The following is a 13,023-nucleotide window of genomic DNA, read 5'->3' on the forward strand; positions in this document are numbered from 1 at the left end:
TGAAATTATAAAAGGAGTTGGTAATGGCGATTTTTCCACTACCAACTACTGTTAATAATAGTTTAATTATCATCAAGGAAAATATCACCACCGTGCATATCAATGATATCTAATGCTTTTCCACCACCAAGTGCAACACAAATAAGAGGATCTTCAGCAACAATAACAGGGACACCGCAAGCTTCTGAAAGTAAAATATCTAAGTTTTTCAACAATGCTCCACCACCAGTTAATACCATTCCTCGTTCAAAAATATCTGCAGCAAGCTCTGGAGGGCAACGTTCTAACACGCCTTTCACCGCATCAACAATACCATTTAAAGGCTGCTCAATCGCTTCAAGCACATCTTTAGAGGTTAATTCAAATTTTCTTGGTGCTCCCTCAGCAAGATTATGTCCGTGAACATCTGTTGTTCTGATTTGACTACAACCACCATCTTCATCTTTGATAATATAAGCCGTTGCAAGTTCTTTTTTAATTCTTTCAGCCGTTGTTTCACCAATTGCAGAACCAAAATTACGACGAACATAAGCGATAATAGCATCATCAAACTTATCTCCACCAATTCTTACTGAAGAAGAAAAAACAATACCATTTAATGAAAGTACCGCAACTTCTGTTGTTCCACCACCAATATCAATAACCATTGAACCTGTTGCTTCGTGAACAGGTAATCCTGCTCCAATTGCTGCAGCCATAGGCTCTTCAATAAGATGAACCTCTCTGGCTCCCGCTCTAATCGTGGCCTCTTTAATTGCTTTACGCTCTACTTGCGTTGCTCCCGCAGGTACACAAACTACAACACGAGGACTTGGACGTAAAAAATTATTACTATGTACTTGCTTAATAAAATACTGCAACATTTTTTCAGTCACATCAAAATCTGCAATTACACCATCTTTCATTGGTCTAATTGCATTAATACTTTTGGGTGTACGACCTAACATTAGTTTTGCATTTGAACCTACTGCAGCAATGCTTTTAGTTGACATAGCTCTGTCTTGACGTACTGCAACTACTGATGGTTCATTAAGAACAATGCCTTGTCCTTTTACATAAATAAGGGTATTTGCTGTTCCCAAATCAATTGAAAGATCATTTGAAAATAATCCACGAAACTTGTTTAACATATTTTAGCATCCGTTTTAATTATAAGAATAGGTAAATAATAACCTGCTAAATATACAGAAATTTAACTATAAATTCAATGAAATAATTGTGTTATATTAGGCTTAATTCAGAGCAAAAATATACGCACTAATAAAATAACTATTTATTTTCAACTTCCAAGTATAAGCAAATATCAATCAAACCGTTTTTGTTTAATATTCAATCTTACAAATACAGTGAACAACTAAAATATTGTAAGTTTAAAAATATGATCTTGCTCTGAATCTTAATTTAGGACAACTGTATACTCTTAACTATTGATTTTTTACTATTAAGAGTAATAACATTTCAAAAAGTACACAAAACAAAAATTTCCTCCCCGCAGACGAAAGAGGAAATTTTTAGCTTATGTCATCCATCCTCACCGCTCTGCTTGAAGAAAAGCGAGGGAAGGAGAGAGAAAATTAACGATTAAGCAACACTATCCGCAAATGCGGCTAAATCTGCTTTAATATTTGCACAAATTTCTTTTGCTTCAACAAGTGATTTGCCTGTTGTGTCTAAATACATTTTGATTTTAGGTTCTGTACCTGATGGACGGAAAATAACACGTTGTCCGCCAGCTAAATGGAACACTAAAATATCATTTTGTTTTTCAGTTTGTAAATGATCAATATATTGTTCAACTGCTACACCACCTAATTCTTTAAATGGATTAGCACGCACTGCTTGTTGAATACGCTGAATACGGCTTAAATCTTCAACACGAATACTTAATTGATCGCTGTTTGCCGCTCCGAACTTTTCCATAAACTCTTGACGATATTGTGCAAATGTTTTGCCTTGTGCTTTTAAGCTATTAATTAAGTTTAAGAAACAGGTAATTGCTGAAATACCGTCTTTATCGTGTGCTTCTGTTGGGTTTACAAGATAGCCTAATGCTTCTTCAAAACCAAAGATTAAACCAGGAATACGACCGATAAACTTAAAGCCTGTTAATGTTTCTTGATATTCCATTCCACACGCTTTCGCAATATTTCCAAGTAATGGGCTAGATACTAATGAACAGGCTAATACACCTTTTTTACCCTCAGCTTGTGCTTGTTGTGCAATAAACCAACCTAAATATAAGCCCAATTCGTTACCGTGTAACGTAGCCCATTGTCCATTTTCATCTGCAACAGCAACAGCTAAACGGTCTGCATCAGGGTCATTTGCGACGATAAACTCTGCATTTACTTCTTTTGCTTTTTCAATCGCTAAATCTAATGCCCCTTTTTCTTCTGGATTAGGGAATGCAACCGTTGGGAATGTACCGTCTGGTTCACACTGCTCTGCCACTAAAGTTGGTTTTGCTAAGCCTGCTTTTTCTAACACACTTAATAAAGTTTCTTTACCCACACCATGCATTGCAGTATAAACATAACTTAAATCCGTTGCTGGAGCAGTCGCTAATTTTGCCGTACGCTCAATAAATTCATCAATAATTGCTTGATCGATCATTTTATAATTGGTATCACGTGGAATATCATTTACACGTTGATTATCCGCAACCCATTGAATTTCTTCTGCAATTAACTTATCGTTAGGAGAAATAATTTGAGCACCGTCGTCTTCGCCACCTAAATAAACTTTATAACCGTTATCTTCTGGTGGGTTATGGCTTGCGGTTACCATTACACCCGCACTTGCTTTTAAGCGACGAACAGAGAACGCTAAAACTGGCGTTGGACGTAAACTTGGCATAAGTTGAGCCTCAATGCCTGCTGCCTGCATAATTTCAGCGGTATCTTGTGCAAAACGCAATGAATTTTTACGACCATCATAACCAATCACAATTGTTGGATTTTTTTCTTTTTTCAACAAGAAACGCGCTAAACCAGCGGCAGCTTGACAAACCAATACTCGGTTCATTCCCATTGAACCCGCTTGTAAACGACCACGTAATCCTGCCGTACCAAATTGTAAACGATCTGAAAAACGAGCTTCCAACTCTTTAACATCATTTTGATCAATAATTTCCTGCAACTCTGCACGAGTTTCCGCATCAGGATCTTGAGCTAACCATTGTTGTGCAATACTCATAAAATCTTTCATATTGTTTTCCCTTTTTATTAAAAAATGTAATTAAGAAGTGTACTGAATTATAAACGAAAACTTATGTGTTTGTACTCTTATTTTGGCGTATTTTGATTTTAGTCATAAGAAAGCGTTTGCCTTAAAATAAAGACTTTTATAGTAAATTTCAATACATTTTTACTTATTTAGATTAAAAAATGAAATAAAATGTTTGAAAAACATCCTATAATTAAATGCAAAAAACAAATATCACCACAGTTTATTTGAAGTAATTTAAATAAAAACTATCTCATTATAATAGATTAACAAAATAGCATAAAATTATGTTTATAAAGGTTTTAAAAAAAAAGAGTTGGTAATCATTTAGAATATAAAAACCAACCCTTTTGTCTACTCTGCCACAAATTCAATAAATTAAAAATGCAAGCTTAAGTCGTAAACTTCGATAGAACCATTAACTATTTAGTTCTTTGTTATCCTCTGCAATACTTACCGCTGTAGTAAATAATACATCAGTTGATGAATTTAATGCCGTTTCTGCTGAATCTTGAATAACCCCAATAATAAAACCAACACCAATAACCTGTGCTGAAATATCTACTGGAATATCAAATAAGCTACACGCAAGAGGAATAAGTAATAGTGAACCACCAGCAACACCAGATGCACCACAAGCACAAACAGAGGCTACAAGGCTTAACAACAATGCGGTACTAAAATCTGGTGTAATTCCTTGAGTATATGCTGCTGCCAACGTAAGCACTGTTACAGTAATCGCTGCACCTGCCATATTGATGGTTGCACCTAATGGAATAGAAACAGAATAAATACTCTCTCTCACGCCTAAACGCTCTGCTAATCCCATATTTACTGGAATATTTGCAGCTGAACTACGTGTAAAGAACGCTGTTACTCCACTTTCACGTAAACACGTAAATACTAATGGATAAGGATTACGACGAATTTTCCAATACACTAACAATGGATTAAGTACAAAAGCAACAATTCCCATTGCTCCCAATAATACTGTAAGTAAGCGAATATAGCCTAAGAACGCATCTGGACCGTTAGTTGCAATAGTATCTGAAACTAAACCAAAAATACCTATTGGTGCAAGTGCAATCACAACTTTTACCACAAAAGAAACAGCTTCTGATATATCAACAAGAAACATTTTTGTACTTTGTGATGCGTGACGCAATGAAATACCTAATCCAATTGCCCAAGCTAAAATCCCAATAAAGTTACCACTAGTTAAAGCACTAAATGGATTATCAACCACATTAAATACTAATGTTTTTAAAATTTCACCCACGCCTTGTGGTGGTGCAATATTATTTGGACTTGCGACTAACTCTAACTGTGTTGGGAACATAAAACTTAATACAACTGCTGTTAATGCAGCTAAGAAAGTACCAAGTAAATAAAGCACAATAACTGGTTTTAATGCACTGTTTGAGCCAACTTCTTTATTTGCAATAGCTGAAAGCACTAGAACAAACACAAGAATAGGTGCGATTGAACGTAACGAACGTACAAAAAATTGACCTAATACGCCGACATCTTTAGCAAGTTCTGGACTAAAAAAGGCGAGAAGTACGCCAAGAACTAAACCAACAGCAATACGTAATACGAGATTACCATTGAGTAGTTTTGATGATAATGAATTACTCATAAATTTTTCATTCTCCCTGTAAAATTAAAACAATTAAAGTTTGTGTTTGTAAATATAAACTAAAATATGACTTATAATATTGTCAAGCCGATAGGATAACGAAAAATTAATCGAAATGAAATAGTGAAAAATATTTTTTTAAACTTAGAAGATCAGAAATCCTTATTTTTATTGTAAATTTTACCCTTAATTACTATCACTACTTATCCGCTATCAAACTCTTTAAATTATCTTTATGACTTAGTTATATTTATGGTTATTTTTTCTGTTATTTTTATGAAAAAACTTTTTATTTTACTCACAAATGTCTGCCTTAAAAAACAGTTGATATCCAAAAAATATCTCACCTAGCACCAACATCAGTGTTGTAATCGTCGCCACCTGCCTTGTTAAATCAAAAGACGGCAATAAAGCAATAATGCTCCACGCCACAAATGACAATATAAATAACCAATCATTTTTTTCATACTTACTTTTTCCGTTTTGCAAATTTTAATCATAATGTCACCGCTTAAATTACTTTTCCCAATAGTTTATCAACAAACTCAGGCACAATCTGGCTCGCTAATCCATAATAACCTTGTTTAAAAACAGAATGGGTTTTACTTGGTTCTAAATTTAATTCAACGGTATTTGCCCTTGCATAATTTGCTTCTTGTACAAAACCTGCCGCAGGATAAACATTACCCGACGTCCCTATCGCAATGAAACAATCACACTCTTGCAACCTTTTATAAATTCGCTCCATTTCTAACGGCATTTCACCAAACCACACAATATGAGGGCGTAAAACTTGTGGCGTATTACAACAACTGCACTTATCATCAGAAGTGATAGCTTTTTCCCAGTGATATACCTTTCCTGATTTAACACAACGTACTTTTAACAACTCACCGTGCATATGGATCAAATTTTTGGAGCCAGCTCGTTCGTGTAGATTATCCACATTTTGAGTAACGAGCAGAAAATCTTTACCTAATTTCTGCTCCAATTTAGCCAGTGCAAAATGGGCTGCATTAGGTTGAATTTGAGGATCAAATAACTTCTCACGACGCTGATTATAAAACTGTTGTACCAATTTAGGATCACGCAAAAATCCCTCAGGGGTTGCCACATCATCTATCCGATGATTTTCCCACAACCCATCACTGGTTCTAAAGGTTTGAATACCTGATTCCGCTGAAATTCCAGCACCTGTTAATACGACGACTTTCATATTCTTTCCCTATTCCTACTTTAACTCACACTTTTTAATTGAAAAACACACCATCTCCCCATCTTTAGCTTCTTAGTATTTTTTCTGTACTAAAAACATCACCCACAAAATAACCATTTAATAAGATAAGAAAAGCCAAAGAGATTAGACAGTGCTAAACGCAATATATATAAGATTATGGGAAGAGTGTATTTTTTCATTTTTATCGTACCTCTTATTAACGGAGCATTCTGCAATACATGATTTTATTCTCAAAATATGTATTTCTTTCTAAATTTGAGTCTTCTTCATAAGGTGAAGTGCTAAACTCCTCTTCCCAACAAATCTCTGAATATCCGATTGCTAAAAACCTAATAAAATCCAACATATTATTTGCCAAAATACAAAGTAATGTAGAGCCTGAACCTATATGAACTATCTTGATTTCATTAGTGTCTGATCTCCACAAACCACACATCGAACCATCTGTACTGGTAGCAAAACAACAAAATCGTTCTTTAAATTCAAGATCTTGGTTATCATCAAACCAATACCAAGTATCTTTTTCATCACAAGTAAATTGAATAATAGTCCCTTTAGGTATTGAAAACTCCCCTCCGTATCTGTCGATATATTTATGCCATTAACATAATAATTGCAAAGTATTTCTTCATTTTAATCCCATCTAATATATAAATTTCCAATAGCTGTATTTTTTTGTAAAAAACAGAGGAACGCTGCCATTTAGTCTAATCAGCCAGTAGCCAATCCACAACATTTAATTTTTTCACCCCATTAATCGTTTCATTTCCATAATCAAGTGTTAAAAGATATTTTGGATAATGGTCTTTGAGCGTATTAAATACCGACATTTCTCGGTTAAATGTTTGTTCACTATTAACGGTGTAGGCTACTTGATAATACTCTCGTTGATTATTTGGTTTTTGCACGACAAAATCAATTTCGTTATTTTTATGCTTACCCACATATACTTTTCCTCCACGCCGCAACAGTTCAAAATAAACAACATTTTCTAGCTTATGACCTAAATCGGTATGTTGGTGGTTGGTCGTTGTGATATTTCTCAGCCCTAAATCCACTACATAATATTTTTCGTGAGTACTCAGTAATTCTTTACCCTTTAAATCATAGCGCGGTACTTTGTACAAAATATACGATTGCGTTAAAAAGTCTAAATATTTCAGAATAGTATTATGGGAAATGCTTTTTTGAGAATTTTTATTGAGTTGTGTAGCAATATTGGTAGCAGAAATATATGACCCGATGGAATCAAATAAAAAACTCACAATACGGTGAAGATTATTTATATTTCTTAACTTATGACGTTGGGCAATATCCTTAATAATAACCGTATCATAAATAGATTGTAAATAATCATTAACTAATTCTTCACTGACTTTTGAGAGATTAACGGCTTCTGGAAAACAACTATCATTGAGATATTGATGAAAAAGACGGTCTTTATTTGCTTCATCAGTATGTGAGAGCATATACTCTTTGAACGAATACGGTTGAATATTGATAGCGATATATCTTCCTGTTAACAGTGTTGCCAATTCACTAGAGAGTAAATAAGCATTTGAGCCTGTCACATATAAATCAACATTTTTTTTGGTAAATAAACTATTAACGAGTTTTTCAAAATCATCAATTAACTGTACTTCATCAAGGAAAATATAATACATTGCTGTATTATCCATTTTGGAAACAATTTCATCGTACAATACTGTCCACGAGGAATAGCTAATATTTTCTCGTTCCTCAAAATTTATAAAAATAATATTTTCACTTGGGACAGCTGCTTCAAGAAGCTCATTCTTAAATATTTCTAGAAGGGTAGATTTACCACTTCGACGAATGCCAGTAATAACCTTGATAATATGCTGATCTTTGATTTTTCTTATCTTTTGTAAATATACGTCTCTATTAATCATCGTGGTGTAATCCCTTTAAATTCTTCTTATTGACGAAAATTAGCACAAAGATAAATTTTCGTCAATAAGAAAGCGTTTAAAGATTGTCATTTAGCAGACATAGGAGGCATTACAGTATTCACTAAATTCATTAGGTGCATAAACGGTTTTCTTCCTCGCATCAATTTCAAAAGAAAATCGCTTACTATCCCAATAATGTGTAACAGATATTTCTTCATCTTAATCGCCGTCTAATATATAGATTTCCGATAGCTGCATTTTGTGTGGCGTATTGATATAACATAGTTTTTCAAGATACCACGAATTGTGTGAAATACCTTCGTTAAAAAACTGATAGCAATTGTCATCAACGGTAAAATACTCCGACTTTCTGCGTGTGGCAGTGCTAAATAATTGTGGCTTGTTAAAAAAATCGTATTTCTTGTCAGCTGTGAGTTGCAGTGTTTCTTTTTTGTTCGTCAGTGAATGTCTGATAATAATACTAATGCTGTCTGCTTGTAAAAAGTCGGCAATGTACTCGGTTGAGTGGTCTTCTGCAAAACTTTCATTAATGCGTTTTGATGCGATATAGATATCCTGTTTTGTTTGAGCAAAAACTTCGCCCATACCGATAAGTGTCATTATGATAATGAGATATTTTTTCATCATTTATCATTCATACCGTAAAACTTCATCCTTTAGGGCGGAGATGTAAGGCGTGAATGATAAACCAAAATAATCAGCAAATACAAGGTGTTAATAAAACAGACAGTGCCTTTAACAACACCTGTTTCAATTTTGTATCGTTCTTTAAAAGTAAAATAAACAAGAAGCATTAAACAGATAATATCCGTCCAAAAACCAATTAATGAAATCCCTAAAAAGATCATCGACATCATATAGACTGCTGTCAATATTGTTAAAACTATTGAGATATTTTTATAAATTTTATTCATTTAATACTCTACTGGTTTATCTTTAAACCATTATTGTTGTAAATTTAACTGCTTTCATCTTAACAAATTGTTAATCTTGGTGGTATTTTATTTTATTGTGATTTAGTTAAGATTGCGTTATGCTCGAAAGTTATACCAATTTGGTCATCTAGGTAAAGTGAAAGGAGTAATAATGATGAAAAAGTTGCAAGCTATTGTTAATAAAAAATATACCTTAAATGATGAGGCTTTTTTACAAGAGTGTAAAAAAAGCCTTGATGATAACGGGATCGTGGTATTACCTGATTTTATCAATAATACGGTTCTTGAAGAGATTGCTCAAGAGGGGAAGAAAAAGCAACATTTAGCATTTTACACTACGAGTAAACATAATATTTATCTTGTACCTAGTGATGATAATTTTTCTGAAGATCATATCCGCAATCGTCTTATTAGCACAGAAAAAGGCTGTATAACGGATGATCTTATTTCAGTCAACTCTCCGCTTAAAGTGTTATATAACAACGAATTATTTAAGTCATTTTTATGTTATGTACTGGGAGAAAAACAGTTATATCCTTATGTCGATCCTCTCTCTTCCGTTAATATACACTATGCCAGTGACGGACAAGGATTAGGTTGGCACTTTGATAACTCCTCTTTTGCCATTACCCTGCTAATTGCCAAACCCAAAGGCGGTGGCGAATTTGAGTATGTGCGTGATGTCCGTGATGCAGATGCTGGTGAAATGGGCTTTGAATTAGCAGAAAAAATTGTGGATGGCAAAATTCCAGCAAAATCAATCTCGCCAGAAGCAGGCACATTAGTACTATTTCGTGGGCGTAATTCAATACATAGGGTTATACCTACTGTTGGCGATAAAACTCGAATGCTATCGGTACTTGCTTATAATAATGCTCCAGATGTCGCATTATCCGAATCAGCAAGAATGACTTTTTATGGGCGTTTAGGTTAAGAACTGAATAATTTATTGATTTGTAATGGTTATTTTGTAGGGGTGTGATGAGCAAACGCAGTTTGCGTATATCCACCCGCAACGCACCAATTTTAAATATTGTTATAAAATCAAATGCTCCATCCATTTATTTACAGCATTTTATGATCAATTTGCAAATTTTTAAGTTGATGTCACCGCTATGTTTTAGTCTAATTATACGTTGAGGTACTTTTATGTCGAGCAACGGGCGGATATACGCAAACTGCGTTTGCTAATCACGCCCCTACGCTAATTAGCTATAACGCTCTTCAAACTTTTTCATAAAGCTAATCAACGCATCAATCCCTTCCATTGGCATTGCGTTATAGATAGAGGCTCGCATTCCACCTAGCACTTTATGTCCTTTCAACGCTTGTAAGTTATTTTCCAATGCTTCAGCCACAAATTTTGTGTCTAACTCAGGATTGCCCGTGACAAATGTCACGTTCATTCTAGAACGGTTTTGAAGTGATACCACATTTGAAAATAATTTACTTTGATCAATAAAATCATAAAGTTTTTGAGCCTTAGCAATATTTTGTTTTTCGACCTCTGCTACACCACCTAGTGCTAATAAATGTTTAAACACTAATGAACAGAGATACCACGCAAAAGTCGGTGGGGTATTAATCATTGAGTCTGCTTTTTGCTGAACCGCATAATCCCAAACTTGTGGAGTGTTAGGCATTGCTGTGCTAATCAAATCATTGCGTATAATCACAATGGTAATGCCTGATGGACCTAAATTCTTTTGAGCCCCTGCATAAATAACGCCAAATTTAGAAATATCAATTTGACGAGAAAGAATAGTAGAAGACATATCTGCCACTAACACGCCATTCCCTACTTTTGGTACGTCAAAAATTTCTACACCGCTGATAGTTTCATTAGGGCAATAATGTACATAGTCATACTGCTCTGCCACATTTTCAAAATCTAACTCTGTTACCGCTGTTTTTTGACTCTGTGGGTCTAAAATATCAACCTCTGTGACTTGCGTATATTTACGCCCTTCTGCTGCTGCCATTTTCGACCAATGACCACTGGTTAAATATAACGCCTTACCTTTTTGGGTTAAATTCATCGGAATAGCCGAAAATTGCCCTTTTGCACCACCTTGTAAGAAAAGAATTGAGTAATTCTCTGGAATACCATATAAAGTCCTTAAATCTTTATCAGACTGCTCTGCCAACTCAATAAAAGGTTTTCCTCGATGGCTCACTTCCATTACAGAAACTCCTAAATTATTCCAATTCATCAACTCTTGCTGTGCTTGTTGTAAAACCGCTTGAGGGATCATTGCAGGGCCTGCACTAAAATTATAAACTTGTGTCATATTTGCTCTCTTTGTTTTGTTATTTCAGAGGTTATTTATTATGATAAATATAACGCAGTATTAACAAAATAACACAATATATTTTTTCATTTTAAATAATCCTCAAAATTTTGATTACCTATAAAAATAAAATAGCAGTCACGCTTCATTGATTTTTGCAAATTTTAATAAACAAGTGACCGCTATTCTCAATGCTATATTTACGACTGACGATAGTTTTTCAAAAATCGCTCTAATCGTCCAATCGCTTCTTCTAATTGATACACATAAGGCAAGGTTACAATGGTTGTATAAATGGCTTTTCTTATGTCCTCAGGGTAGTTAACAAAGTATTCAGGTTATCCCCGTGTTTGAGGCTATAAGGATAACTATTAAACTCTATTTAACATTCCTAATTAACTACACAATATTTTAATTGCTAAACCACCTTGTGAAGTTTCACGGTATTTGGTATTCATATCTTTACCTGTTTCATACATTGTTTCGATAACTTTATCCAAACTTACTTTAGGTTTTGTTGTTCTCAACAATGCCATTCGGCTTGCATTAATTGCTTTTACTGATGCGATTGCATTGCGTTCAATACAAGGCACTTGAACTTGTCCACCCACAGGGTCACAGGTTAAACCTAGATTATGCTCCATTGCAACTTCTGCAGCAATAAACACTTGATCAGGGCTTCCACCTAATATTTCTGTTAAACCTGCTGCAGCCATTGAACAAGCAACGCCAACCTCACCTTGACAGCCTACTTCAGCTCCAGAAATAGAAGCATTCATTTTATATAACGAGCCCACTACCCCACAGGCTAACAAATAGCGTTCAATAATTTCAGGTGTCAATGTTGTAATAAACTTTTCATAATAAGCTAAGACCGCAGGCACGATACCACAAGCACCATTAGTTGGTGCAGTCACTACTCGACCACCTGCTGCATTCTCTTCATTCACCCCTAAAGCAAATAAATTAACCCAATCTATTACTCGCATTGGATCATTAAGTAAATTACTGTTTGATTTAAGATGACGATACAACATACCTGCACGACGAGGCACCTTCAATGGACCAGGTAATACACCTTCCGTATGAATACCTTTATTTATACAAGCTTTCATCGTATCCCATACTAATAATAAATGGTTTTCTAACTCTTCTTTTGTGTGTAATGCTAATTCATTCTGTAGCATAAAACTAGAAATAGACAAGCCATTATCTTCACAATGTTCAATCACATCATTCGTATTTTTATAAGGAAAAGGCACTTGTATTGGCTGTTCTTCTTCAACACCAAAATGAGCTTCATCAACAATAAATCCCCCACCTATTGAATAATAGGTTTGTTGATATACTGTTTCTTCACCATTTAATGCGGTAATTCGCATTCCATTTTCGTGCAATGAAAGGAAACTGCTATGAAAAGTCATATTTTTGTCAAAATCAAAATCAACAATATGCTCACCTTTAGCAACGGATAATTTAGCTGTTTGTTTCACTTCTAATATAAATGACGGAATAGCATCAATATCAACATTATGAGGTAAATAACCTGCTAACCCCATAATAATGGCAATATCAGTATTATGTCCTTTTCCTGTCATAGAAAGTGAGCCATAAACATCAACATATAATTTTGTTATGCCATTTAACTGATTATTTTGAATAAGTGTATCGACAAATTCTTTCCCAGCCTTCATTGGCCCAACTGTATGAGAGCTAGAAGGTCCCACACCTATTTTAAACATATCAAAAACACTAATCATAC

The 13,023-nt window shown here is 34.5% G+C and carries 10 protein-coding genes; 1 reads left to right on the top strand and 9 read right to left on the bottom strand.

Going from position 1 to position 13,023, the window contains the following annotated elements; all coding sequences use genetic code 11:
- Nucleotides 1–62 precede the first annotated feature (62 nt).
- The 7 genes from KGI96_RS04040 to KGI96_RS04070 all read right to left on the bottom strand — a co-directional run bounded on the left by KGI96_RS04040 (nt 63) and on the right by KGI96_RS04070 (nt 8,949).
- The gene (locus KGI96_RS04040) at nt 63–1,130 is read right to left on the bottom strand and encodes a rod shape-determining protein (RefSeq protein ID WP_211596990.1); all 1,068 of its coding nucleotides are present in this window, start codon (nt 1,128–1,130) and stop codon (nt 63–65) included.
- Between the two features lie 451 nt (nt 1,131–1,581).
- A complete protein-coding gene (locus tag KGI96_RS04045; protein ID WP_211596991.1) occupies nt 1,582–3,207 on the bottom strand; it encodes a phospho-sugar mutase in 1,626 nt (541 codons plus the stop codon).
- 436 nt (nt 3,208–3,643) lie between these two features.
- Entirely contained in the window at nt 3,644–4,864 is a 1,221-nt protein-coding gene (gene sstT / locus KGI96_RS04050) for a serine/threonine transporter SstT (RefSeq protein WP_211596992.1), read from the bottom strand.
- A gap of 511 nt (nt 4,865–5,375) precedes the next feature.
- Nucleotides 5,376–6,080, bottom strand: coding sequence for a Sir2 family NAD+-dependent deacetylase (gene cobB / locus KGI96_RS04055; RefSeq protein ID WP_211596993.1), 705 nt, complete (start codon nt 6,078–6,080; stop codon nt 5,376–5,378).
- A gap of 728 nt (nt 6,081–6,808) precedes the next feature.
- Nucleotides 6,809–8,014, bottom strand: a complete 1,206-nt coding sequence (locus tag KGI96_RS04060) for an ATP-binding protein (RefSeq protein ID WP_211596994.1) — start codon at nt 8,012–8,014, stop codon at nt 6,809–6,811.
- A gap of 219 nt (nt 8,015–8,233) precedes the next feature.
- Nucleotides 8,234–8,659, bottom strand: a complete 426-nt coding sequence (locus KGI96_RS04065; RefSeq protein WP_213156563.1) for a hypothetical protein — start codon at nt 8,657–8,659, stop codon at nt 8,234–8,236.
- A 32-nt stretch (nt 8,660–8,691) separates the two neighbouring features.
- Nucleotides 8,692–8,949, bottom strand: coding sequence for a hypothetical protein (locus KGI96_RS04070; RefSeq protein WP_211596996.1), 258 nt, complete (start codon nt 8,947–8,949; stop codon nt 8,692–8,694).
- A gap of 172 nt (nt 8,950–9,121) precedes the next feature.
- On the opposite strand from KGI96_RS04070, the gene KGI96_RS04075 reads away from it, so the two are divergent.
- A complete protein-coding gene (locus KGI96_RS04075; protein WP_211596997.1) occupies nt 9,122–9,904 on the top strand; it encodes a 2OG-Fe(II) oxygenase in 783 nt (260 codons plus the stop codon).
- Between the two features lie 274 nt (nt 9,905–10,178).
- On the opposite strand, the gene serC is transcribed toward KGI96_RS04075, so the two are convergent.
- Both serC and KGI96_RS04085 read right to left on the bottom strand, forming a co-directional pair.
- Nucleotides 10,179–11,261 carry a 3-phosphoserine/phosphohydroxythreonine transaminase gene (serC, locus tag KGI96_RS04080; protein ID WP_211596998.1) on the bottom strand — a complete coding sequence of 361 codons (1,083 nt, stop codon included), beginning with the start codon at nt 11,259–11,261 and terminating at the stop codon, nt 10,179–10,181.
- A gap of 395 nt (nt 11,262–11,656) precedes the next feature.
- Nucleotides 11,657–13,021, bottom strand: coding sequence for an L-serine ammonia-lyase (locus KGI96_RS04085; protein ID WP_211596999.1), 1,365 nt, complete (start codon nt 13,019–13,021; stop codon nt 11,657–11,659).
- Between the last annotated feature and the right edge of the window lie 2 nt (nt 13,022–13,023).

Origin of the sequence: Phocoenobacter atlanticus subsp. cyclopteri (genome assembly GCF_018343795.1) — a bacterium.
GTDB classification, from domain to species: domain Bacteria; phylum Pseudomonadota; class Gammaproteobacteria; order Enterobacterales; family Pasteurellaceae; genus Phocoenobacter; species Phocoenobacter atlanticus.

Bases quoted from the DNA above. Each gene is read 5' to 3' on its own strand.
- sstT (WP_211596992.1), bottom strand. From the start codon at position 4,864: ATGAGTAATTCATTATCATCAAAACTACTCAATGGTAATCTCGTATTA.
- KGI96_RS04065 (WP_213156563.1), bottom strand. From the start codon at position 8,659: ATGAAAAAATATCTCATTATCATAATGACACTTATCGGTATGGGCGAA.
- KGI96_RS04075 (WP_211596997.1), top strand. From the start codon at position 9,122: ATGATGAAAAAGTTGCAAGCTATTGTTAATAAAAAATATACCTTAAAT.
- serC (WP_211596998.1), bottom strand. From the start codon at position 11,261: ATGACACAAGTTTATAATTTTAGTGCAGGCCCTGCAATGATCCCTCAA.
- KGI96_RS04070 (WP_211596996.1), bottom strand. From the start codon at position 8,949: ATGAATAAAATTTATAAAAATATCTCAATAGTTTTAACAATATTGACA.
- KGI96_RS04060 (WP_211596994.1), bottom strand. From the start codon at position 8,014: ATGATTAATAGAGACGTATATTTACAAAAGATAAGAAAAATCAAAGAT.
- KGI96_RS04085 (WP_211596999.1), bottom strand. From the start codon at position 13,021: ATGATTAGTGTTTTTGATATGTTTAAAATAGGTGTGGGACCTTCTAGC.
- KGI96_RS04045 (WP_211596991.1), bottom strand. From the start codon at position 3,207: ATGAAAGATTTTATGAGTATTGCACAACAATGGTTAGCTCAAGATCCT.
- cobB (WP_211596993.1), bottom strand. From the start codon at position 6,080: ATGAAAGTCGTCGTATTAACAGGTGCTGGAATTTCAGCGGAATCAGGT.
- KGI96_RS04040 (WP_211596990.1), bottom strand. From the start codon at position 1,130: ATGTTAAACAAGTTTCGTGGATTATTTTCAAATGATCTTTCAATTGAT.